Annotated in this window: 17 protein-coding genes; 11 read left to right on the top strand and 6 right to left on the bottom strand. The window is 39.2% G+C overall.

Annotated elements, in window-relative coordinates; all coding sequences use genetic code 11:
* Window positions 1-129 precede the first annotated feature (129 nt).
* The 5 genes from F8B77_RS02615 to F8B77_RS02595 all read left to right on the top strand — a co-directional run bounded on the left by F8B77_RS02615 (window position 130) and on the right by F8B77_RS02595 (window position 8,577).
* The gene (locus F8B77_RS02615) at window positions 130-2,235 is read left to right on the top strand and encodes a GNAT family N-acetyltransferase (protein WP_151653437.1); all 2,106 of its coding nucleotides are present in this window, start codon (window positions 130-132) and stop codon (window positions 2,233-2,235) included.
* A 208-nt stretch (window positions 2,236-2,443) separates the two neighbouring features.
* Window positions 2,444-3,835, top strand: coding sequence for an HlyD family type I secretion periplasmic adaptor subunit (locus F8B77_RS02610; protein ID WP_130087856.1), 1,392 nt, complete (start codon window positions 2,444-2,446; stop codon window positions 3,833-3,835).
* A gap of 27 nt (window positions 3,836-3,862) precedes the next feature.
* The gene (locus tag F8B77_RS02605; RefSeq protein ID WP_130060001.1) at window positions 3,863-4,531 is read left to right on the top strand and encodes a transglutaminase-like cysteine peptidase; all 669 of its coding nucleotides are present in this window, start codon (window positions 3,863-3,865) and stop codon (window positions 4,529-4,531) included.
* A gap of 4 nt (window positions 4,532-4,535) precedes the next feature.
* Window positions 4,536-6,461 carry a bifunctional diguanylate cyclase/phosphodiesterase gene (locus tag F8B77_RS02600; protein ID WP_151653435.1) on the top strand — a complete coding sequence of 642 codons (1,926 nt, stop codon included), beginning with the start codon at window positions 4,536-4,538 and terminating at the stop codon, window positions 6,459-6,461.
* 1 nt (window position 6,462) lies between these two features.
* On the top strand, window positions 6,463-8,577 hold the full coding sequence (locus F8B77_RS02595; protein WP_151653433.1) for a type I secretion system permease/ATPase: 2,115 nt from the start codon (window positions 6,463-6,465) through the stop codon (window positions 8,575-8,577).
* A gap of 102 nt (window positions 8,578-8,679) precedes the next feature.
* Here the strand turns inward: F8B77_RS02595 and F8B77_RS02590 are convergent, their stop codons facing one another.
* Entirely contained in the window at window positions 8,680-9,285 is a 606-nt protein-coding gene (locus tag F8B77_RS02590) for an OmpA family protein (RefSeq protein ID WP_151653431.1), read from the bottom strand.
* Window positions 9,286-9,287: 2 nt separating this feature from the next.
* A complete protein-coding gene (locus F8B77_RS02585) occupies window positions 9,288-10,610 on the bottom strand; it encodes a TolC family outer membrane protein (RefSeq protein WP_151653429.1) in 1,323 nt (440 codons plus the stop codon).
* Window positions 10,611-11,146: 536 nt separating this feature from the next.
* On the opposite strand from F8B77_RS02585, the gene F8B77_RS02580 reads away from it, so the two are divergent.
* The gene (locus tag F8B77_RS02580; protein WP_151653427.1) at window positions 11,147-15,604 is read left to right on the top strand and encodes an Ig-like domain-containing protein; all 4,458 of its coding nucleotides are present in this window, start codon (window positions 11,147-11,149) and stop codon (window positions 15,602-15,604) included.
* A 115-nt stretch (window positions 15,605-15,719) separates the two neighbouring features.
* The gene (gene pdxH / locus F8B77_RS02575) at window positions 15,720-16,355 is read left to right on the top strand and encodes a pyridoxamine 5'-phosphate oxidase (protein ID WP_151653425.1); all 636 of its coding nucleotides are present in this window, start codon (window positions 15,720-15,722) and stop codon (window positions 16,353-16,355) included.
* 61 nt (window positions 16,356-16,416) lie between these two features.
* Here the strand turns inward: pdxH and punR are convergent, their stop codons facing one another.
* Window positions 16,417-17,325, bottom strand: coding sequence for a DNA-binding transcriptional activator PunR (punR, locus tag F8B77_RS02570; protein WP_151653423.1), 909 nt, complete (start codon window positions 17,323-17,325; stop codon window positions 16,417-16,419).
* A gap of 130 nt (window positions 17,326-17,455) precedes the next feature.
* On the opposite strand from punR, the gene punC reads away from it, so the two are divergent.
* Window positions 17,456-18,649: a purine nucleoside transporter PunC gene (gene punC, locus F8B77_RS02565; protein WP_151653421.1), complete on the top strand. Its 1,194-nt coding sequence runs from the start codon at window positions 17,456-17,458 to the stop codon at window positions 18,647-18,649.
* A 208-nt stretch (window positions 18,650-18,857) separates the two neighbouring features.
* Here punC and F8B77_RS02560 read toward each other — a convergent pair whose 3' ends face one another.
* The 3 genes from F8B77_RS02560 to arfB all read right to left on the bottom strand — a co-directional run bounded on the left by F8B77_RS02560 (window position 18,858) and on the right by arfB (window position 22,828).
* Window positions 18,858-20,384: a DUF342 domain-containing protein gene (locus tag F8B77_RS02560; RefSeq protein WP_244298173.1), complete on the bottom strand. Its 1,527-nt coding sequence runs from the start codon at window positions 20,382-20,384 to the stop codon at window positions 18,858-18,860.
* A gap of 111 nt (window positions 20,385-20,495) precedes the next feature.
* Window positions 20,496-22,415 (bottom strand): RecQ family ATP-dependent DNA helicase, encoded by a 1,920-nt coding sequence (locus tag F8B77_RS02555; protein WP_151653419.1) that lies wholly within the window; start codon window positions 22,413-22,415, stop codon window positions 20,496-20,498.
* The gene (arfB, locus tag F8B77_RS02550; protein WP_130044899.1) at window positions 22,415-22,828 is read right to left on the bottom strand and encodes an alternative ribosome rescue aminoacyl-tRNA hydrolase ArfB; all 414 of its coding nucleotides are present in this window, start codon (window positions 22,826-22,828) and stop codon (window positions 22,415-22,417) included. Before arfB ends, F8B77_RS02555 begins: the two co-directional genes overlap by 1 nt.
* 86 nt (window positions 22,829-22,914) lie before the next feature.
* Here arfB and F8B77_RS02545 point away from each other — a divergent pair, with 86 nt between their 5' ends.
* The 3 genes from F8B77_RS02545 (at window position 22,915) to F8B77_RS02535 (ending at window position 25,674) form a co-directional block, all read left to right on the top strand.
* Window positions 22,915-23,271, top strand: a complete 357-nt coding sequence (locus F8B77_RS02545; RefSeq protein WP_151653417.1) for a YibL family ribosome-associated protein — start codon at window positions 22,915-22,917, stop codon at window positions 23,269-23,271.
* Window positions 23,272-23,415: 144 nt separating this feature from the next.
* Complete coding sequence (rlmF, locus tag F8B77_RS02540) at window positions 23,416-24,378, top strand: 23S rRNA (adenine(1618)-N(6))-methyltransferase RlmF (RefSeq protein ID WP_151653415.1); 963 nt, start codon at window positions 23,416-23,418, stop codon at window positions 24,376-24,378.
* A gap of 177 nt (window positions 24,379-24,555) precedes the next feature.
* Window positions 24,556-25,674, top strand: a complete 1,119-nt coding sequence (locus F8B77_RS02535; RefSeq protein WP_151653413.1) for an efflux RND transporter periplasmic adaptor subunit — start codon at window positions 24,556-24,558, stop codon at window positions 25,672-25,674.

Genomic DNA, 25,674 nt, shown 5'->3' with positions numbered 1-25,674 from the left:
AAATGTAGCAAGCATTATACATTTTCTCGATTTGTATCGTCATACTTTCTTTTCTTAATAGATAGAAAATATTCATCTCATGCTACAATTTACGCATAATATCTTCTTATGTTAATGGACTTTTCTGCAATGCTTTCTGCACTGTCATTTCTAAATTCAGTATCTTCTTATGCTGAGAGTGGTTATATCCGTTATCCGATTTTGCTTGAAGGTTCAAAGCAATGGTGCGAATCATTACTAGACTCTTTTTTTTCTCAGCAAAGTTCACGATTTGCCAACGTTGAGTTGTACGGTGATTTAACTATTCCAGAGTATGTTGCTTCTCCTATTAAGTCTGCGTTAAAGAAGCTAGGTCAAGAAACCGATTATTTGGTGATTAATATTTCCCATGAATTTAATGCGAATGCTATTAATGCAATATGTGGAACCGTTGTTGGTGGGGGGCTCGTTTTTTTTATTCGTACTGATAGCTCTTCACTTTCTTTAGCGGTTAGTCAGTGGCTATCGTACTTTATGGCTCAAATGGTGTGCTTAAAAGAAACGGATACCGACTACGTATTACCTGAGCGTCCTCTTTCTCTCGATAATATCGCTAAATGGCATGACGCGGTTTATCGTTCAGCGGATCAAGAATTAGCAGTGAAAGCGATTCAAAAAGTCGTTTCTGGTCATGCAAAGCGTCCACTTGTAATGACGGCAGACCGCGGAAGAGGAAAGTCATCAGCGATTGGAATAGCCATTGCTGAGTTAGCGATGGAGCGACCGTTAATTATTGGTGTAACCGCACCACAGCGTGCAAGTGTCGATGAAATATTTATACATGCCGAACGTATTGCCCAGCTCAACCTTGCTGTTGTAACGAAACAAAAAAATCAGTTAATGATTAATGACTCTCAGATTATTTATCTTGCACCCGATGAGTTACTTCGACATCCCCTGGCGCTGGATTTATTATGCGTAGATGAAGCGGCCGCTATCCCTGCGCCAATGTTACTTTCATTCGTCGAACAATATTCTCGCATGGTTTTTTCTACCACTATTAATGGCTATGAAGGTACCGGACGAGGTTTTGAGATTAAGTTCAAAAAACAACTTCATAAGAAAAGACCAAATTTTCGGTCCATCGAAATGAAACAACCCATTCGTTGGAATAATAACGATCCGTTAGAAGGGTGGTTATCGTCTGTATTTCTACTTAACCATAATAATGCCGTAGATTCAGTTGATATGATTGAACCGTTAACACTGATTAATTATCACTGTTTACCTGTGTCCCAGTTAGTTAATGACAGTACGCTTTCTCAGTCCTTATTTTCTCTTTTAGTATCGGCTCATTATCAAACCTCTCCAAATGATTGGATTTCATTATTAACCGATCCCACGTTGCGTTGTTGGATTGGAATAGAAAAGTCGACTAATAAGTTAGTTTGTTGCGCCTTGCTTTCTAAAGAGGGAGAGTTAGAGCTTGATATTATTAATGCAGCTCAACTTGGTAAGAGACGCCCAAAAGGTCATTTAGCAGCAATATCATTAACTCAAACATTATGTATTGATGAGCCAGCATTTCAATCGAGTATTCGTGTTATGCGTATTGCTGTCGACCCGAGTTATCAGCAGCGTGGTATTGGATCCAAATTTATTAATGCGATAGAAAATAATTACAAAGCCAAAGGGGTCGATTATCTTAGTACTAGTTTTGGATCTACTGCGGAGTTAAACCATTTTTGGTATAGACTGAATTTTCATTTTGTACGTTTAGGAATATCGAAAGATAAAGCCAGTGGAACCCATTCCTTATTAGCTATAAAACCATTAAGCCACCGTGCACTTTCTTGGGTATCTATAGGTAATGATTATTTTACTACTTCGTTTCCTGAACAATTAATGTCGACATTTTCAAGCCTTGATTATAACGACGTTCTTAGTCTTTTGAAGGACGTATCATTTAAAGAGAAATTATCGCCTCTTATTAATAAAAGGCTGGAGACTTTTGCTTTAGGTGGGCTTGGGTATGAGTTGCTGCAATATGAGCTTCGTTATTTCATTTTAAGTCATCTATCTGCTCTTGCTCTTTTATCTGAGGCACAGAAGAAGCTTGCGGTAACTAAGATTCTTCAAGTAAAACAGTGGCCAGTAGTTATAGAAGAGTGCAACTTAATAGGAAAGAAAAACGCAGAGTTACAACTAAGAGAACTCGTTAAATCCTTGCTAACCAATTTACAGTGTAAATCGTAAACCCTCTATATCCCATTACTATGATTTACAGTGTAAATTGAAGATATCATCTCTACTCAATTTACACTGTAAATTCACAGCATCGAATATCTCATAATGCTTTAGACTTCAAAATATAATTAATAAACCTTAGTGACTTACGATGAAATACGATATTCTAATGTAATCGAAATGTTATTCATTGACGTTGTAATCTAGGGAATTGGAAATGAATGAGAAGGGATTAAACCGCCTTAATAAAGAAGAGCTTGAGTTCGTTGATGATAAAACGGCTGCGCTACTTCTTAATACCCCAACAAACGCTAAAGTTATCTTATGGATTATTGTTGTTTTCTTTTGCATCGCAGTTGCTTGGGCTTCTTGGGCAGAAATAGATAAGGTCACTGTTGGCCAAGGAAAAGTTATCCCATCATCTCAGTTGCAAGTAGTTCAAAACCTCGAAGGTGGGTTAGTCAAAGAGATGTTGGTTAAAGAAGGTGATCAAGTTACTAAGGGTCAACAGTTATTATTAATTGATGATACTCGTTTTCGTTCTGATTTTAGAGAAAGAAAAAAACAGCTGATTAACCTTACTGCAAGTGCGATGCAATTATCTGCATCAATGGACAGTATTTTAATTCAAGATGTGAACAGTAAAAAGCGTTGGAAAGACTCTGTCATTATATCAACTGACAAATTAAAGTTTGATGACGCGTTTGCAAAAGAAAATCCAATTGTAGTCAGACGTCAAATTGCTGAATACAAAGCGGATATGAATAACTTAAAAAACCGTATTTATGTATTCGATCAACAAGTAAATCAAAAGCAACAAGATTTAGTCGAAATTAAAGCTCGTACGAGAAATTTGCAAGCAAGTTATGGGTTGGCAAAAAAAGAGTTAGATATTACTAAACCACTCGCTGATGAAGGGGTTGTTCCTCGTATTGAGTTATTGAAACTTCAAAGACAAGTGAACGATACCAAACGTGAGTTAACTTCTACGCAATTAAAAATTCCAGTTTTAACATCCGCGATTCAAGAGGCAGTATTAAATCGTATTGATGCAGCACTTAAGTTTCGTTCAGAGCAGCAAGAAAAATTAAATACGACTCAAGATAAATTGTCAGCATTAACTGAATCTCAAGTTGGGTTAAAAGATAAAGTTAATCGAACGGTTGTGTTGTCTCCTGTAACGGGAACGATTAAAAAAATATACATCAATACGGTGGGGGGAGTGATTCAGCCAGGTATGGATCTTATTGAAATAGTACCAACCGAAGATACACTTTTAATTGAAGCTAAAATTGCACCACAAGATATTGCTTTTTTAAGACCTGGATTACCGGCGATTGTAAAATTCAGTGCGTATGATTTTACTCGTTATGGGGGATTAAAGGGGACATTAGAACACATCAGTGCAGATACGATTCAAGATGAAGAAGGCAATAGCTTTTATTTAGTTCGTGTTAGAACATCACAAGAAGACTTAGCAAAGAAAACTCAGTTTTATATTATTCCTGGAATGACAACTACGGTTGATATTATTACAGGAAAGCGAACAATTTTGGATTATTTAGTAAAACCAATAGTTCAAGTTAAAGGTTCAGCGCTAAAAGAGTAATGTGCAACATAGGGAGTGTACTAAATAGTGAAAACAAGATGGTTATTCATTATCCCTTTTGCCATATTTTCTCTAACTTCTATTGCTTTAACAAAACAAGATAATATTTGGATTAAAGCAGTAAAAAAAGAATATGGCGACAGGGCAGCAAGGCGAGTGAATGCATGGCGTGAACTCATTTCAGAATTAGATGGAAAAAAAGAAAAAGAGCAATTAGCTGAAGTTAATCAGTTTTTTAATCAATTGTATTTTGTTAATGATATTGATTTATGGGGAAAGGCAGATTATTGGGCAACGCCTCTTGAATTCTTAGGAAGTAACGCGGGTGATTGTGAAGATTTTACGATAGCAAAATATTTTTCGCTTTTAGAGTTAGGCGTACCAGATAAAAAATTGCGATTGATTTATCTTAAAGCATTGGAGCTTGATCAGTTTCACATGGTACTGGCTTATTATCCAACCCCCTCATCAGTACCATTGATTTTAGATAATATAGATAAAGAAATTAAACCAGCGACAGAACGAACCGATCTATTACCTATTTATAGTTTTAATGGTCAGCATCTATGGCTAATGAAAGGCAAAGGTAACGGACAGCAGGCAGGAGAATCATCTCGATTAAGTTTATGGAATGATTTAAGAGCAAGAAATGAAGGCCTGAGATTAAACCACCCAATTATAAATTATGATGAGTAGTGATATGACATTATATAAACAGCTAGTTTCATGGATGACAGTTGTCTTTTTACTATTGATGATTTCTGTCTTTGCGATAGAGTTCCGCAGTACACAAACTTTTTTAGAAAACCAGCAGCGTTCAGAGGTGAATAACACCATAAATACAGTTGGCTTAGCTCTTGCTCCATATCTAGAAAATGAAGATAAAGTGGCTGCTGAGTCGGTTATCAATGCTCTATTTGATGGTAGTTATTATTCGGCGGTACGTTTAACTCTATTTAATACTGATGATGAAATCGTACGTGTTTATCCTCTTGCTATAGATAGCGTGCCTAAATGGTTTTCAGACTTACACTTATTTAGAACCATTTCAGAAAGCCGTATTATCACGAGTGGTTGGTTACAATTAGCTGAAGTCGAGATAGTGACTCACCCTGGTTATGCGTATCAACAACTCTGGAATGCGTTAACGCAACTTGCGACGACCTTTCTTATCGTTATTTCCTTAGGGATTATTATTATTTCTATTGTTGTAAAGCGAGCTTTATCACCTTTGCAATCGATCATCATTAAAATGAAACAAGTGGCTGAAAATAATTTTAGTGGCGAATTACAACAACCGAAAACAAAAGATCTTGAAGCGGTTATTAATGGCATTAATTCAATGTCTGCCCAAATAGCACAAAGCTTTCAATCACAAGCAAAAGAAGCTCAAAAATTAAGAGACAAGGTTTACCTTGATCCTATCTCTGGATTAGGTAATCGTGCTTTTTTTATGGCTCAATTAAATACATGGTTAGCAGAATCAGCAAAGGGAGGGGTTGCCTTATTCAGAGTTAACTTTATTAATAAAGTCTATGAAGAAGAAGGCTATGAAGCGGGTGATGCTAAAGTTAAAGAGCTGTCTGATTTATTGAAAGTAACTTTGCCATCAACGAATGTAATTTTGACTCGTGTAAACGCTTGTGAATTTGGTTTTATCTTTCCAAGTATCGAAGAAGAAGAATTAAAAATAGCGGCAGATAACATTATTGCTTATACACAAGACATAAAGGGTGATCCAACCGCAACTGCACCTATTGATGCTGACTTAGGGGTTGTGCTTAATGAATCAACAAAGACAACGACAGATATATTATCTTTGGCGGATAACGCATTAACTCAAGCACATTCGCATCCTGAGTTACCTTATGGCTATATTGCAGATGAAAGCGCACATGACCTAATGGGTAAACAGCAGTGGAAGCAATTTGTGGATGAAGCGATTAATGAACATTTGTTTGATTTCACATTGCAGTTAGCTACCACTCATCTTGGGGCTGTCTTTCATCAAGAAGTCTTTTCTGCTATCGAAAAAGACAATCAACGTTACTCGGCTAATCAATATCTCCTTGCATTAGATCAGCTTAACGAGACAACACAGTTTGACCAATTCGTCATTCGAACCATGATCGAACGAATTATTGCAGAAGAGATAACACAGCCTGTTGCAATAAACTTAGCGAATAGAAGTATAGAGAATCCAAGTTTTGTTCGTTGGTTAACTAATACGTTAAGAAACAATAAGTCGATTGCTTCTTTATTACATTTTGAAATTCAAGAAACGTCTTTTATCGAAAATGAAGATCATACGGCGTTGTTATGTAATGTTATTCGCTCTTTTGGTGCCGAGTTTGGTGTTGATAATTTTGGCCGAAATTTTGAATCACTTGAATATCTTAAAGTATTTAGACCTAAATATGTGAAGTTAGATTACTTATTTACTCATCAGTTAAATGATGAAAAACAGCGTTACATTTTAGCGTCAATTTCAAGAACGGCACAAAATTTAGGAATTACAACAATCGCATCACGAGTTGAAAATAAAAAGCAATTAGAGTTGCTTTCAGAGCATAATGTGGATGTTTTCCAAGGCTTTTTTATCAATGAAAAAGTAAAAGGTAAATAGAATGAAAGATCCTTTATTGCATTCATTGTGTTATGTCGGTCGCTATTACGGCCAAGTTAACTCACCAGAAGCCTTGATTAATGGTTTACCTTTGCAAGACGGCAAGTTAACGCCTTTTCTCTTTTCTCGAGCAGCAGAGAGAGCGGGTTTAGTTGCGAAAGAGAATCAAGCTGAATTACTGAGAATACCTAAACTTGTGTTGCCTGCAGTACTGTTGCTTAAAGGCGGTGAGTCTTGTGTTTTGATTGGGTTTGATGCTGAAAACGCTCAAGCTGAAATTATCTCTGCAAATTCAGACATGATGCCTATCTCTATTTCTACTGAAGAATTAGAGTCTCAATATATTGGACGTTATTTCTTACTAAAAAAGCAATTTAGATATGATGCTCGTTCACCGGAGATCTTAAAAAAACGCGAAGGACATTGGTTCTGGAGTACTCTATTTGAGTCGAAACATATTTATCGAGATGTGTTTGTAGCATCTATCCTGATTAATATATTTGCTATCGCGACACCTATGTTTACCCGTCTAGTATACGATAAAGTGGTGCCAAATTTGGCATTTGAATCACTATGGGTTTTAGCTTCTGGTATTTTTGTCGTTTTTGTTTTTGACTTCATATTAAAGTATGTACGAGGCTACTTTATTGATGTCGCCGGGAAAAAGTCCGATGTATTGATCTCTGCTAAGTTGTTTCAAAAAGTACTGGGGATCCGAATGGAGGCAAGACCTCCCTCTGTAGGAGCTTTTGCAAGGCATCTTCAAGAGTTTGAATCAATAAGGGAGTTTTTTACGTCCGCTACAATAGCGTCATTAATTGATCTACCTTTTGCGTTGCTCTTTTTATTCGTTATTTACTTAGTGGCAGGCCCAATTGTTTTGGTTCCTATTGTTGGTATTGTTTTACTACTTATTCATGCCGCAATCATACAAGGACCATTAAAGAAAACAATTGAAGAAGGCTCAAGACTGGCATCCCAGAAATACGCGAATTTAATTGAAAGTTTAGTAGGTCTAGAAACATTAAAGCTATTTAATGCACAAAGTCAGTTTCAGTATCGATGGGAAGAAGCCGTCACTCATATTTCTAATTGGAGTATCAAAAGCCGTCGTATTACAGATTCAATTCAAAATATGGCTGGTTTTGTACAACAAGCCGTAAATATAGGAATGATCATTGTTGGTGTTTATCTTATTGCTAATGGCGATTTAACGATGGGGGCTTTAATTGCTTCAACAATGTTGAGTGGTAAAGCAATTGGCCCATTAGTTCAAATTTCATTGTTATCAACTAGATATAATCAAGCTAAATCGTCAATGACTATCATTGAGCAGTTAATGGCTATGCCTGATGAGCAAGAAGAAGATAAGCGTTATATTCATCGACCTGTTTTACAAGGGAAGATTGAACTTGATAAAGTAAGTTTTAATTATCCAGAATCACAGGTAGCTGCAGTTCGAGATATAAGCCTTACGATTAATCCGGGGGAGAAAGTCGCGATTATCGGAAGAATTGGCTCAGGAAAAACAACGTTAGAGCGTCTCATCATGGGCCTTTATCAAGCGACAGCTGGTTCTGTTCGAATAGATGACACCGATATCTCCCAACTTCACCACGTGGACGTGAGGCGTAATATAGGCTGTGTACCGCAAGATATTACTCTGTTTTATGGTTCCATCAGGGATAATATTACGTTGGGCCGTGAGCTGTCCGATGATGCTGAAATGATGGATGCAGCCAACCGTGCTGGAGTTACGGCATTTACTCAACAAGATCCAGCAGGTTTAGAGCGGCAGGTAGGTGAAGGTGGTTTACTATTATCTGGAGGTCAGCGTCAATCCGTTGCGATAGCTCGAGCGTTAATAGGCCGTCCTCCAGTACTATTAATGGATGAGCCGACGAGCAGTATGGATAATCGCTCAGAAATGCTGTTTAAAAACCAGTTGTCACATTTAAAGCCGTCTGAAACCTTGATTCTTATTACACATAAAACATCAATGCTAGATATTGTTGATCGTATTATTGTTATGGAGAAGGGGCATATTATTGCTGATGGGCCCAAAAATCAGGTTCTAAATGAATTGAAAGCAGGCAAAGTACAAGCAGCAAACTAGCTATTATTTATCTCCTAATGAAAAGGCAGCCATTTCACTGGCTGCCTTTTTTATGCAATGATTTGTTTAAAAATGTATTCAAACTTTACTATGGGAGTGATGCTATTTTTTCTTACGAGTGAATATGTTCCATTCGTTAATTACATCTCCTTTAAATCCAACAACGCTAGCAACAACTCGGCGATTTAGAGCGTGGCTAACTGCGGAATCTCCTTTTTCCGTTAATTGTGTATCACCAAAACCGACAGTTTCAATTCTATCTGGGTCTACACCGTACTCGATTAACGCGATACGTACAGCAGAAGCGCGTAATTTTGATAAGTGGATATTATATTCAGCATTTCCTTGTTGGCTTGCAAAGCCTTGAAGTTGAATTGAGGTTTCTGGATATTCATCAAGAAATTCGGCCATGGTTCGGATCTCTGTTTTAAAGATCGGAGAGATCTCTGAAGAGTCATTCGCAAACAGAATTTTAAGATCTTTTTTATCAGAGTGTTCTACATATTCAGCACAACCATCGTTATCTATTTCCGCACCACGTGGTGTTCCTGGGCAAATATCTCGAGCATTAATAACACCATCATAATCATCATCTCTTAGATCGGCGATTTGATCTGACTTAGGTGTTTCAATGTAGTCTTTATCACCAGATACACAACCAGTCAAAAATAGAGAAGCAATAAGTGCAGGGTAAATTACTGTTTTCATTATTATATAGCCTCTTCTTCTGATTGTTTAGAGTCCCATTCTTTTGGCGTATCTATGAGTAATGAAGGTAGAAGCGTTCCTGTTGCATGCAACACTCTGTATTTAGCGAATTGTTCTGCATAGTGGGCATCTAAATAAGACTTACGCGCTTCAAATAATTCGTTCTCTGTGTTTAATAGATCAAGTAACGTTCGCTTACCGATACGGTATTGCTTCTCATACGCGATGACAGTATCTGAGGCCGCATCAACGTGATCGGCTAAAAATTCTTTTTGTTGTAACGTAAGATCAAGCGCACTCCATGAAAGACGGAATCCTTCTTCTACATTACGATAAGCACTGTCTCTAAGATCTTTTGCCATATTTAGTTGGTAAGCACTTTTGTCAGACTGAGCACTATCGCTTCCGCCATTATATAAGTTATAGCGCATACGTATCATGGCAGAGAACTCATCACTATTACCCTCTATGCCACCAGCATCATCACGCCATGTTTGAGCTGCTTCGAAAGAGAACGTTGGATAATTGGTGCTTTTAGATTGAGCATATTGATATTTTGCGGCTTTAACATCCGATTTAGCAGTTAAGATCACCGGGTGATATTCAAAAGCACGTTCAATCCCTTCTTGCTGACTTAAAGGCAGCGTATTAGCATCTGCTCTTGGGTAGATTAGAGCTTGAGGTCGTGAACCTACAATTTTGGTAAACACCGTGTGTGTATCAAATAGGTTGTTTTGAGCGGCAAGTAAATTACCATGAGCTCGAGCGATACGAGCTTCTACTTGAGATACATCGGCTGTTGAGCCGATACCTGATGCAGCTCTTTTTTTAATGTCTTTATAGATTTTTTTATGAATTGCTAGGTTACTTTCGGAAAGTGCTAATACTTCTGTTGCTTTTATTGCGTCTAAATAGACTTGCGATACATCAAGTGCTTTATTTTCAGCTAGAGACATAAGTTGTAAACGTGCAGATTCTGATTCAGCTTTTGTCCTATCTATATCGTTAATTGTATTAGACCCATCCCAAATTAATTGGGTTAACGACAAAGTCGCATCTTTACGAGTCATGTCTGTTGATTGCGTAAATGTTGAATCCGCCGGGTTGATACTTTCTAAACCTATGCCTGCATCTAAATCAATCGATGGCAGGTAATTACCTGACACACTTTCACTGTCTGCAACAACACTTAAATATGAGTTATATGCTTTTTTTACTTCTGGATTTGTTGTTAGTGTTTGAGATATCGCTTGCTCTAGGGTTTGAGCTTGAATCGATACGCTCAAAACAAGCAAGCTACTGGTTGCCAGTTTCATCCATTTCAATGTTGTTCTCCTTGTTATCGTACTCTTATAACCACAAATTAAGACGCCATATAATTGTATGAAAAGTTCAGCGATAATTATATGTACATGTCAAATCTATGTATTGTTTTTGTTTTTTAAATGTTGGAAATGCTACGTTATAAAAATATAAAAAGCAAAAATTAACCTGTTGAAATATGGTGATTAATACTTTGTCACATGTCAGATAAAATAAATTGATGAGCTTTTAAAAATGAGAATAAAAAAGCAAATAAATTCTGTCTTATTATTGAGATTTGGTTGTTTTTATTTTTATGAAAAAGTTTTTTGTCGATTATTCTTACATATATTATGGAATAAGTATCACATTTTGCGATGAGGTTCATAAAAGTGAGAATAAATAAGTAATAGGACAATTTTGTTACGGTGTTTTCACGTTTATCACTGCTTTCATGCTGTGGCGATACTGTTAATAATATGATAAATTTGATGCAATATATTGCTAATTGTTAACTAAGGGATGATTGGTGTGAATGAATGGATTTGGGGATTTTGTCATGGCTGAAAATACATCAATAAATGCAGAGCAGATAATTGTTATTGATAAAAACGGTAACTTAAAGCTAATTGCTCCAGGTGAAAAGGTGCTACCCGGGGAAATTATTGTTGAAGGTTCTTCTGGTAGTTTAGTGGTTAGCAATATTGATTTACCCGAAAAAAATGATGACATTAATGCAATATTAAGTGCAATTGTTGATGGCCAGGATCCAAGTCTTATCGCAGATGCTCCCGCTGCTGGTGAAGATAACGGTTCAAGTTTGACTACATCAACAGAGATTGAACGTATTGGAAAAAGTACTATTGCTGAAACAAGTTTTGATACTTCTTCATTAGAGTCTCTTGGGCTATCGAAAACACAAAGTTTAACATTATCAGAACAATACAAGGCATATAGAGAGACTGGAGAGTTTCAAATTCCAGATCCAAGTAATGGCTTAGTTAAAACCGCGCCGACTTTATCTATTCAAGAAGTTGATGAAAATGGAGTGATTAATGAAAAACATGCAGAAAACGACATTCAAGTAGAAGTAACTCTACCAATAGGCACAGAAAAAGGTGACAAAGTTGAGTTACACGATGGTGACGGGAAGGTGGTTGGCGAGCATCTAATTACTGAAGATGATATTACAAATGGCAAGGTAGAAATCACTGTACCAACTCCTACCCCAGATGGAAGCTATGAATACGTAGCAGATATTACCGATCCAACAGGCGATACTGGCCCAAGGTCTAATGAAGTGGGGTTTGAGCTGGATACGACGGCGCCAGGCAAAGGGGTGGACGACGACGACGCAAGCAACGATCTGAACAACATCCAATTTGTGGATGGTGATGGCGTTTTGAATGGCACAGAGCTGAGCGCCGTGACTCTAACGGGCAAAGTGGAAGCCAATGGCACGCTAAACAGCATCGTCATCAGCGGTAAAAACATCGATGGTGAAACGGTGACATACACGCTGAAAGCGGGTGAGTACAGCGTGACAGACGGTGTTGTCACCATCACAGGGTTGGATTTAAAAGCGCAAGGGTTCGCTGACGGTGACTTAACCGTTGACATGAGCGTGACTGATGAAGCAGGCAACAGTGGCGTGGTGAGTGATGAGATCCAAGTCGATATTACCGGACCAGAAAGCGGCATTGATTTTGTGGATGGGGGCGATGAGTTACTGAATGCTCAAGAAGCTCAAAGCGTCACTTTTGTTTCAAAAGTAGAGGCGGGCAGTACGGTAAACAGCGTGCTCATTACCGACAAAGACGGCAATGAGCACAAGATCACATCAGGCATTACGGTGAGCGCTGAAGGTGTCGTCACCATTACCGCTCAAAACTTATCAGGCTTGAACGATGGCACTTTAACGGTGAGCATGGAAGCAGAAGACTCGTCAGGAAATACCGTCACAGTAACAGACACCACGATGCTAGATACAACGGCACCAGGCAAAGGGGTGGACGACGACGACGCAAGCAACGATCTGAACAACATCCAATTTGTGGATGGTGATGGCGTTTTGAATGGCACAGAGCTGAGCGCCGTGACTCTAACGGGCAAAGTGGAAGCCAATGGCACGCTAAACAGAATCGTCATCAGCGGTAAAAACATCGATGGTGAAACGGTGACATACACGCTGAAAGCGGGTGAGTACAGCGTGACAGACGGTGTTGTCACCATCACAGGGTTGGATTTAAAAGCGCAAGGGTTCGCTGACGGTGACTTAACCGTTGACATGAGCGTGACTGATGAAGCAGGCAACAGTGGCGTGGTGAGTGATGAGATCCAAGTCGATATTACCGGACCAGAAAGCGGCATTGATTTTGTGGATGGGGGCGATGAGTTACTGAATGCTCAAGAAGCTCAAAGCGTCACTTTTGTTTCAAAAGTAGAGGCGGGCAGTACGGTAAACAGCGTGCTCATTACCGACAAAGACGGCAATGAGCACAAGATCTCATCAGGCATTACGGTGAGCGCTGAAGGTGTCGTCACCATTACCGCTCAAAACTTATCAGGCTTGAACGATGGCACTTTAACGGTGAGCATGGAAGCAGAAGACTCGTCAGGAAATACCGTCACAGTAACAGACACCACGGTGCTAGATACAACGGCGGACAACGACGGCGACGGCGTGACCGTGGCGATCACGGGCATCACAGAAGACACCGGCACGGCGGGCGACTACGTCACCACAGACAACACGCTGAAAATCTCAGGCACGGTGGACGTGGATGACAACAATACGTTGAGCGTGAAAGTGGGCGACAACACCTACACCGTGGGCGACGGCAAACTGAGCGTGAGCGTGAGCGGTGGCGTGTGGACACTGGATCTGGAAGGCAGCGAGCTGGCAGACGGGGTTCACCGCGTGATGGCGAGCGTGACGGATGCGAACGGCAACACAACGAACGCGACGCAAGACGTGACGGTTGATACGACTTATGGTGAAGAGACCGGTGATCCAGTCAATGGCATCACGCCAGCAAGCGTGAGCATCACGGACAATAACGACGCGGACGGCAACAACAGCGAAGTCATCAACGCAACAGAAAAAGCGGACATCACGGTGCGCTTCGGTGAGGGCGTGAGCTCAGGCACGGCCACTGTGGTCATCAGTGATGAAGATGGTGACACCGCAAACGACATCACGTTCAACGTGACGTTGAACGGTGATGGTACCGCCACGGTGGATGGTGATTATACGGTGATCAATAACAACGATGGCACTTACACCATTAATGACGTCGACGTGAAAAGGCTGGCGGATGGCACCTTAACGGCAAATGCGACGTTCATAGACCAAGATGGCAACACCGCGGGTGATAGCGATAGTGCTAGTGATACGGCTATCAGCGACACGGTCGCGAAAGACATTAATAACGCACCAACTGTTAATGATTTAGTATTTAATTCAACCGATGAAGATGTAGCGATCTCATTAAACCTAAAGGATTTAAAGATAAGAGACGATGTTACGTTAACTAATATTACGGTTGATCCAGCGTTTGGTTCTTTAGATCTGATTTTTAATGATGTTGAAGTGACTGGTGCAACGTTTACTCCAGCAGAAAATAAACATTTTGATAGTAATAATGCCGTTAAATTTGAAGTCACTGTAACTGATGGATATCAGTCTTCAACAGGATCTGCAACACTTATAGTTAATGCCGCGGCAGATAAACCAACGCTATCTGTTGTGTTAGGTGAATCAGTAATTGCTGGCCCTGGTTTTGATACAAGTGATGTAAATTCAATTAAAGACTTCTTTGCTAATGGCGGAACTATACCTGGTATAGGGAATGTTGTGTATAGCGGTGAAATGGTGCTTGGCGATGACGGGAACAATTTAATTATTGGTACTGGTGTTGTAAATAGTTTGATTGGAGACTTGGTTGCAGGCACTGGTAACGATGTTTTCGTTGGTGGATCTAGTAACGATTCAATCTATGGAGGAACAGGACCTCTAGATTCTGGTATTGATGGCGTTATATATAGCGGAAAAATAAGTGAATATTTAATCGTAAACCAAGGTGGAGCACACGGTGGAGGTGTCGACCATTGGGTTGTAACAGACACATTAGGTAGAGATACCGGATATGACCATACAAGACCTGAAGATAACGGTGATCACTTATATCAAATCGAGCGATTAATCTTCTCTGATGCCATTGTTGAGCTAAATTCTGATGGAACGTATACGATTCTACAAGAGACAGAAACGACACTAGATTTATCCGCATCTGTAATGGATACAGATGGTAGTGAATATTTAGATACTATTAATATCTCGGGTCTTCCTGCAGGGGCTCAAATTTTTGATAAAGACTCCAACCAACCTCTTGGAGAATTTAAAGAGATCAACGGCGAGAAAATTTGGGTGATTGATATTGCCGGCCAAGATACTCAAACGGTTAATTACGATAATTTAGTTGTTCGTTATCCATCGGCAGAAACTCTTGATATTGATGTTTCAGCAGTTGCAAAAGAATCTTCAAATAATTCAGAAGCGACGACAACTGTTAATGCTGCACCTAGCCAAGATATACATGCAGATATTATTTTAGGCCACGAAGGTAATGACATTTTAATTGGTGGATTAGGTGACGATATTTTAGTAGGCGGCGCAGGTAAAGACATCTTCAAGTGGGTTGATCAAGGTGCTGGTACAGGGACTGACACCATCAAAGACTTTACTGTAGGTGAGGATTTAATTGACTTAACTGAAATTATCGGTGGCGATGATGATGCTATTAATATGGAAGATCTACTTTCCCACATTACTGTATCTGAAAGCGGAGATGATCTAACTCTATCCATTACAGACGATGCAGGTAACGCCCATGAAATCATTGTTGAAGGTGCAGTTGATTCATTTGGATTAGAAGACGCTAACTTCTCTAATCAATCAGAAGTACTAACAAAACTAATGAATGATCAGATGTTTAAATTAGATGATATTACTTAATTAGTGGACCTAACCTTAAATTAAGGGCCTGTTTTGGCCCTTTTTTATTTTAGCCCCTTGTTTAAGGGCGTTCAAAAGAGCACAATTTCAACAAACAAGTCGAAGTGAGATTTACATGGAATTAGAAGATATTCGTCGTGATTACAGCCTTGGGGGCTTACGTAGAGCTGATTTACCGCAAGAGCCCGTTGATTTATTTGAACTGTGGTTAAAACAAGCGGTAGAAGCAAAACTGACTGACCCAACTGCGATGACAGTGGCGACGGTTGATAAAAATGGACAACCCTTTCAACGTATCGTGTTATTAAAGCATTTTGATAAGACAGGGTTTGTTTTTTATACCAACCTTGCTTCTCGAAAGGCACAACACCTGGCAGAACACGCCAAAATTTCTCTGCACTTTCCTTGGCACACTCTTGAACGTCAAGTTCACATTACTGGGACGGCTGAGAAACTAAGCGCACTTGAGAATATGAAATATTTCACCTCAAGGCCAAAAGAAAGCCAGATCGCAGCATGGGCAAGTAAACAAAGCAGCCGCTTAACGGCACGTTCAGCCCTCGAAGGTAAGTATCTTGAGTTGAAGCAAAAATTTGCTCAAGGAGAGATCCCTGTTCCTAAGTTTTGGGGCGGTTTTAGAGTGAATATAGAATCAATTGAATTTTGGCAGGGTGGCGATCATCGTCTGCATGATCGATTCCTATACAGTAGAGATCAAGATGACTGGGTGATCGACAGATTAGCGCCATGATCTTGACGTGATCGTTTTAATTTAAGAAAAATGCCGATGATCATAAGATCATCGGCATTTTTTATATCTCTTTTAACCATTCAGTATTCAATTTCTCTGTTTCCCCGAGATAATCCAATAACCACTGAATCGCAATAGATTGATTGTTTGTATTCCACGCTAAGCAACACGGACTTGGAGCAATGTTATTTTCAATTTGTTTATTAATAATCTTTCCAGTCGAGAGTAAGCGCTTAGCTTTATGGCTTGGCATTACTCCAACACCTAAACCATCAATAAAACATTGCTCGGCACTGTGCCAGTTAGGAACAATTAAACGACGTTGATTATCCAATTGCCAGGTTGTTCTTTTTGGCAGCATACGGGATGTATCTTCTAAACAGATCACGGGGTACTTCATTAATTCAGAATCAGGAATCGCACCATCATAACCTGCGAGAGGGTGAGAGGTGCTCATGACAAAATCCCACGAAAGCTCTCCCATAGGACGATAAGAGAAATTACCACCAATAGGGATAGTTGCCGTCGCTCCAATACCAATATCCGCTCTGCCTGTCATTAAGGCATCCCACACTCCATTAAATACTTCCATGGTGAGTTGTAGCTCGATATCAGGAAAAGTAGCGTAAAAATCACGTACTAATTGATTCACACTATCTTCACGAACCACATTATCCAAAGCAACCGAGACACTTTGCTGCCATCCATTAGCGACACGTTGTGTATTTAAACGGATATCTTCCATCTCTTTAAGTAACTTTCTTGCTTGTTCTACAAAATACTCACCAGCAGCGGTTAACACGACTTTGCGATGTAAACGGGTAAAAAGAGTCACCGTTAATCGGTCTTCTACAGACTTAATTGTATAGCTAATTGCACTTGGTACTTTGTGTAACTCTTCAGCTGCGTGACTGAAGCTACCAAGACGAGCAACGGACTCAATTGTGATTAATTCATGATAAGAAAACATAGAAAACCTGATGGTGAATTGAACACATCAAAAATATTGATGCTAAGTGCAAATTATATCGTTTCACAAGAGTAGCAACTAGCACATAGAATGCAACGGATTTTAAATATGTTCAGCTTTGGAGAAGAACATGGAAAACAAAAAACAATCTATTCCTTATATCTGGCTTGCTGGCCTAAGTATGTTGGGATTTTTAGCAACAGATATGTATTTACCTGCATTCGATATTATTCGTGGTGATTTGGCAACAACCGAAAGTATGATTGGTTTAACCCTTAGTATTTTCTTATTCGGTATGGCGATAGGTCAACTTTTTTACGGTCGTTTGACTCAAAAACTAGGCACTAAAAAATCGTTAATCATTGGTTTAAGCATTTTTGCAATCAGCAGCTTGGCTGCTTCATTTTCAACCAGTGTCGAAATGTTACTTGTTGCGAGATTCTTTCAAGCATTAGGTGCTTGTAGTGCTAACGTAATTTGGCAAGCAATGGTGATCCAACGTTATGATGCAAAAACATCTCAACGTATTTTCGCAACGATTATGCCACTAGTTGCTCTTTCTCCAGCATTGGCTCCTTTACTGGGTGCAGCTATTGAGAAGTTTTATGGTTGGTCGATGATTTTTGTTACGTTAACTATTATTGGTGTTGGCCTAGCAGTAAGAACGTTTGCGGATAAAGAGCCAGCTCAAGTAGTAAGTTCTAATGCGAAAACCATTACTTTCCGTGATGTTATCAAGTCAAAAAAATTCACAGGTAATATGCTAATTTATGCAGCAAGCTCTGCAATTTTCTTTGCATGGTTAACGGGGTCACCTTTTGTTATGACTCAAATGGGTTATTCAGGTGCTGATATCGGTTTGAGCTACATTCCACAGACAATTGCATTTATTGTTGGTGGTTATGGCTGTCGTTGGGCTCTAGAGCGTTTTGAAAGCCAAAAGGTACTTCCTTGGATCTTAAAGCTATCTATTGCGAGTGTGAGCATTGTGTTCTTAATTGCATGGCGCATGGAACCTACATCAATCATTCCAATGCTAATCCCATTCTGTTTCTTAGCAGCAGCGAATGGCGCGGTTTACCCTATCGTAGTAAACAATGCATTAATGGACTTTAAAGAGGGCAGCGCAGTGGCTTCAGGTCTATTAAACTTTTTACAAATGCTATTTTGTGTAGCGGCAAGTGCGATGGTATCAAGCATTAGTTATTTAGGTCCAATCTCAATGGGTAGCGTGATGCTATTGCAATTAGTATTCCTATTTATTGGTGCGGTTTTGGTATTTAAATCAAACAAAGAAGAAAATAGGGTATTAGCTGGGCAATAATCTGCTTAGAACTTCTACCCTGTTAGAGTAAATAAAAATAGCATTGAGCGTAATTGCCAATGCTATTTTTTTGTTTGTAGAATACTAAACGATGTTTATTTTTTGCCTATCATCACCGGTTCAATATCAATGTTATATCCAGAATAAGAAACCTTACTTGGGCTATATTCTCTTTTTGTCACTAGGTGCTCTGTATTGAATTGGATATCTACTCGTGGAAATATTTTATTCGTACAAATATATTATTTTTCTTAAGGTTAGAGTTAAAAGAGGTTTGTTCTTGTTTCAATGCCGATCTTAACGTCAGTAAATCTTGATTGGACTTCTCTTTTGAGCGGAGGATTTTTTCTGCTAATTCAGGTGATTGTCGTTCAATGTTTATTTGCTCAATTTTTATGATTTGTGAACTTATATCATCATGGCGTTTTTGAAGTGCGTGAAGCGTCTCTTTGTGAGTATTAAAATCGTGGAAAGCATGGATTTTAGTATAAGCCCCACCTTCGATACCTAAGTTAGCAGTCTTAATAAAACCATTAGCTGTAGCCTTTCCTCCACTAATCGTGCCGTGTTTTTCTGTATTATCAATAACAAAAATAGAGCCTAAGGACTCAAGGATACAGTGGTTTGCATGCAGAGTAATATGAATGTCGTTGTGTGCCATTATATGCGCATTTTGAGCCAGTTTTGTTGTTACTTTCCCCTCAGACGTAACACTACAAGTTAGTGGTTCTTCGTCCGCTACAGGCCGACCAATGATACCATTCATAACGGTAATATCACCTTTTGCGTTTACTTCTGCATTTTCAATAAACCCGCCAACCGTAATACTTCCCTCTGCGGATACTTTCATGCCGGGTTCAATATCTTCCTGAACAAAAATACTGCCATTAAATGAAACGTGGCCTGATGTCGCATTCACATTTTTTAGGGTTAGAAGATTATCAACCGTAACGCCAGAGGTATGAATTAAAGGCGAGCCATCGATATCGGCAAGCAGTATATTTGAATCAGAAGAAGAGATTGAAGAGCCTGGGTAAAGCTGAAAATCAGAATCAATGCCAGAAGCCGCAATGATACTTTTCCCTGTTATAGTAAGGCCGTTTTTTCCTAGTGCAGCAGGGATTTTTTCCATTAACGGTGTGTTCTTTTTAACACTAATTACCTCTCCTAGATCTCGCATATCGACATGGCCATCATCCATTTCTTGTGGTTGTAATACACGTTCTAGAATATTAGGGACAAGAGACTTAAACTGCGCATCTTGTCCTGCTATTGGTGCTTGACCGACAGCAATGATGTTTGAAATTGTTTCCCCTGGCTTAAGAACTTGGCTTTTTAACAATAGATTTTTAAGGTTATCTTTATTTATCCCCTTCAAAATATGTTTATTTGTTAATGCTTCTATTATCAATGGACCGCGTAATGGTATGCCACCATAAGCACCAGTTACGGTCATGGTCGCGGTCATTTCATCTTCTTGCATATCGATAGATAACTGCGCATCTAGACGTTGTGAAATGAGAATACCATTTAACTCAGACACACTTCCTTTGTTTATCGAAGAAATAACATTTTCTATTTCATTATCAAATAGATAGTATTTTTCTGCCCCCATATTTTTTAAAGCTTGGTGGATATGGTGCGCTTCGATTAGGTGGGGTAATTCGATGTTTTCAGGAATAACAAAATGTACGGTAGATTTGTCATCTGATAAGATTAAGAACGGCTCAATCATATTCTCTCCAAAGAAACTTTTTATAGCATATTGGAGAGGATATTATCACTTATAGCGTATAGGGTTTACATTAAGTGTTGTAAGTGCAAACCGATTCACAATTATATAAAATTACCCATTAAGTTTCCCTACTAATTCAAGAACTTCAAAATAAGGTTGGGACTCAAATTTAGCAAAACCAGCCATTTTGTTGGCTTTTATCTTTGTGGTTAATGGTGTGGGAATACCACATAAAAAACGAGCAAAAACGGCGTTGGCTAACGGTTCTTTACTGTTATTTTGTAGCTCTTGGCACCACCATTTTACTTGTTCATCATCTGCAATGAAATGCGTATAGCCTCTTGGTAAGACTGCCGCTTCAGAGCGACAAGCTGAGCAGTGTCCACATTTCTCTGGTGCATTAAAATCGGCAAAATAACGTGCTAATTCATGGCTGAGGCAAGTCTTTGTTTCAAAGAAATCGAGCATTGCATGAATTCGGTTTATCTCATTCTGCTCTTTATTTTTAAACAGTTGGTGCTGCTCTTGAGCTAAAACATGGGTGCTTTCTACCTTGTTTAGAATTTGATAAACCTCTGTGACTTGTTTACTTTCCAGTTCAATCCAACCTTGCTCATGAAAATAATCCAATGCCGCAACGACACGTTTACGTTCACCTCTGTAACCCATCCACAATGCATCAAAATCAACCGTGTGCCATGTTTTGGCTTTTGGAGAACATTGAAAAATAGTAGATACAAATTGCTGACGCTCAGTTTGAAACTTAGCAATAATGTCATTAATAGAGATTAGTGTTTTAAAGCGATAATCAGCATAGTAGCTGTATTTTGCTTGAATGATGTGTTTTAGCTCTAAGTACACCAATAAGGTTTTTAAAGGCAATTGGCGAACATTGCTGTCTTTAGATAAACGCAGTAATTGAGTTTCCCACGTTTCTGATGACTTATAGATGTCATCCAATACATATTGAATCGCTTCTCTATCTGGAGTATCACCATAAACAAAGTTTTCTAATACATTTAAACCTGAGGTATTGGCAAGAACGGTACAAAATGAGAGCTTGCCATCTCGCCCGGCACGACCAATTTCTTGCGAGTAGTTTTCAATGGATTTAGGTAAATCAAAGTGAATGACTTGGCGAATATCAGATTTATCCACCCCCATACCAAAAGCAATAGTAGCGACAATACAATTAATATCGCCATTCATAAATTGGTGTTGAATAGATTCTCTAATGTCGTGTTTTAGTCCGGCATGATAGGCTTTTGCCTCAATACCATTAGATTGTAACCACTGAGCCACGTTTTCAGCGGTTTGCTGAAGAGTAACGTAAATAATACTTGCCTGATCTGGCTTTTGTTTTAACGTTGCAAACAGTGCTGAACGTTTCTGCTCTTCTTCTACAGGTATAATTGAGATGTCTAAGTTAGAGCGATAGAAGCCTGTGATAACCACATTTTCTTTTGTAATGTTAAACTTCTTCCCCATGTCTTCAATAACCGCTGGCGTTGCTGTTGCGGTTAATAGGAGTACTTGAGGTATATTCAGTTCTTCACAATCTTGTGGCAACTTTAAATAATCAGGTCGAAAGTTATGACCCCACTCTGAAATACAGTGCGCCTCATCGACAACAAGTAAAGAGATATTGATTTGAGCGATAAACTGGCGGAAGCGTTCGTTTTTTAATCGCTCAACAGAGATCATTAAAATCTTAATCTCCCCATTTCTTACCCCTTGCAAGATCGCTTGAGTCTCCTCACGAGTTTGAGTGGAATCAATCGATGCAGCAGCAATGCCTTTGCTTTTAAGAAACGTAATTTGGTCTTTCATTAAGGCAAGCAAAGGGGAAATTACGAGGGTTAGATTAGGCAATAAAAGAGCAGGTAGCTGATAGCATAATGATTTACCTGAGCCGGTAGGAAAAATAGCCGCAGACGAGTGGCCATCGAGCACCTTCTCGATAACATGTTGTTGACCACCTCTTAGAGAGTCAAAGCCAAATACCTCTTTTAATGTCTGCTGATAATTCATTAATAATCTACCTTTTTTCTCATACTTTTAGTTTGGCCACGTTGGGTTTTGTTATCCACTCGTTTGCGTTGAGAACTACGCGTTGGTTTTGTTTCTCGGCGCGCTTTTTGAGTTTCTGCTGCTGATAATATTAATGCTTTTAGACGCTCAAGCGCATCATCTCGATTTTTTTCTTGCGTTCTAAATTGTTGTGCTTTGAGCACGATAATGCCTTCTTTAGTGATACGGCTATCTTTCATTTTTAATAGACGCTCTTTATAGAAGGCAGGTAACGTTGATTTTGCAATATCAAAACGAAGATGAATGGCACTTGAGACCTTATTCACATTCTGTCCACCCGCACCTTGAGCTCGAATCGCAGTCAGTTCAATTTCCCAATCGGCTAATTGGACTTGGTTTGAAATGGTTAGCATGTAATAAACCTATGATCGTTGTTCTAATAGAGGGTATACTATCAGTTAGCGTCAATGCGCACCATTTTCAATACAAAGGTAATTTCATGAGTGTAAAAGAAGAACTGCAAAAAATTCATCACCGCCTAGATCGTTGTAAGAACCGTTTAGCGGCAGCAGAAAAGCGCGATGATAAGCCTGTCGTTAAGCAATTCTTGCAGGAAATTCAAACACTAGAAAAGAAAATCAACAAGCTAAAAGGTAAGCAGCAATACGAAATGGGCAACAAGGGTACTGAAGTTCGTAACCTTGAGTTCAAGCGTGCTATTACCAAAGCTGAGCAAGCTGATATGGGTAAACTGAAAAAATCGGTTCGCGGTTTAGTCGTTGTTCACCCAATGACAGCGCTTGGCAAAGAGCTAGGACTTAAAGAAATGACAGGTTTTGCGCCACAAGCGTTCTAATAACTTTTCATTTCAAACTCAAAACACAAGTACGTGTTGAAATATAAATAGCCATGATATCGTTAAGAGCATGGCTATTTTTTTTAAGTAATTCATTCATACATCAGCTATGATGTCCGCTATTATTCATTATCAGAAAATTACATGACTCACTCTAAATCTGCTCCTACAAAAACACCGATGCACCCTCGCAATAAACATAATGCTAATTATGATTTTCCTGCGTTGATTGCAACATCTCCTGAACTGAAAGCATTTGTTGAAACGAATCAATATGGTAATGAATCAATCAACTTTTCAGATCCTCTTGCGGTTAAAGCGCTAAACAAAGCATTATTAACGCATTTCTATGATGTTCCATTTTGGGATATTCCAGAAGGTTACCTATGTCCACCCATTCCAGGTCGTGCAGATTACATTCACAATATTGCTGATTTACTTGCAATCACAAATGACGGTGAGATCCCAACGGGTAAAAATGTGCGTGGCTTAGATATCGGTGTGGGTGCTAACTGCGTATACCCAATCATTGGTCATCGTGAATATAAGTGGAACTTCGTTGGTTCTGATATTGATCTTCAAGCGCTTAAAATGGCGTCGTTTATTGCAAACAATAACCCAAGTCTGAAGAAGGGTATTGAGTGTCGTCAGCAGAAAAATGAAGAGAATATCTTTAGAGGCATTATCAAGCCACAAGATGAATTTGCGTTCACCATGTGTAACCCTCCGTTCCATGCATCAGAAGCAGAAGCAACAGCAGGATCTGAGCGTAAACAACAGAATCTAGCGACAAATAAATCGAAGAAAGGTCACGCTTACAATGAATTAAAAGGCGTGAAAAAACTGAATTTCGGTGGCCAAAAAGCAGAGCTTTGGTGTGAAGGTGGTGAACTAGCATTCATTACTAAAATGGCAAAAGAGAGTTGTGAATTTGCACTGCAAGTTCAGTGGTTTACGACATTGATTTCTAAGAAAGAAAACGTAGAAGCTTTACATCAAGAGCTTGCACGATTAGGTGTTAAAACGATTAAGACAGTTGATATGGCTCAAGGTCAGAAAATCAGCCGTTTTGTGGCATGGACATTCCAAGCCAATGTAAATTTGTAAGCTTTTAGATGCCGATTTAATTCTTTATCTATCAATGAGTTAGTCATAAAGAGTTTCTAAATTTGACTAAACGTAAATTACAGACACATTCAGTAACAATCTCTGCGATTTAACATTAATAATTTCAATCATTTAGCTGTCAGAATACACAGAATTCGACAGTTAAATGGTTATTTTATGAAATCAAAAACTCTTCTTGCTTCTTTAATTAGTGCGGCCTTTCTTGTCGGTTGCAGTGATGAAGCGGCGACAAAAACAGCACCTCCTGCCCCTCTTGTAGCAACCCATACCGTAGAGTCTATTCAATACCAACAAGGTAAAACTTATATTGGCCGTATTGAAGCGATGGAAGATGCGTCTATTGTTGCTCAAGTTTCTGGTTATATTCAGTCTCGTTCATTTAAAGAAGGCCAAATGGTTGAGAAAGGCGATGTACTTTTTCAGATCGATCCTTCTACCTTTGAAGCGCAAGTAGCCAATGCCAAAGCGGGTATCACTCAAGCGAATGCAGCATTAAAAAAAGCACAACTTGATTTCCAGCGTGGTAAAAACCTACTTCCTAAAGGTAATATTAGCCAAGCTGAATTTGATGGCTTAACCGCGCAATTATTAAGTGGTGAAGCACAAGTTGAGTCGGCTCAAGCGCAATTAAAATTGGCGGAAGTTAACCTTTCTTACACTACTATTACCGCCCCATTTTCAGGACGTATTAGCGACAGTAAAGTCAGCATTGGTGATTTGGTTTCACCGGCTTCTGGTGTATTGACTACTTTGGTGAGTTTAAACCCAATTCACACCCGTTTTACCATTAGTGAGCGTGAACGTTTATTAATGGGGATCGATCAAGTGAAAGGCGATGGTGATGGCGCATCAAGCCAAGTTGAAGTCGTTCTGAATCTTGAGAATGGTAAAGAATATAATCATTTAGGTAAGATTGATTACATTGGTAACCGTATCGACCAAACCACAGGTACGTTAACACTTCGTGCATTGGTTCAAAACCCTGATTTCACCTTACTTCCGGGTCAGCATATCAACGTAAATCTACGAGAAAAGAAACCAACTGACGTCATTGTTACGCCTCGTCGTGCGGTACAAAGTGACTTAGAAGGCAGCTTTGTGATGGTACTGACTGAAGGAAATATTGCTGAACGACGCAATGTTACCTTGGGTAAGCAACTGCCAGAAGGGGTGATTATCAGCTCTGGTTTAGATGCGAATGAGCAAGTGCTAGTGAAAGGATTACAACGTGTAAGAAATGGCGTTCAGGTTCGTCTAGAGAACGCGGAGTCTTAA

This window comes from Aliivibrio finisterrensis, assembly GCF_008933155.1.
GTDB lineage: Bacteria > Pseudomonadota > Gammaproteobacteria > Enterobacterales > Vibrionaceae > Aliivibrio > Aliivibrio finisterrensis.
Note: the sequence above shows the minus strand (reverse complement) of the source record. Positions and strands in the feature narration are given on the sequence as shown.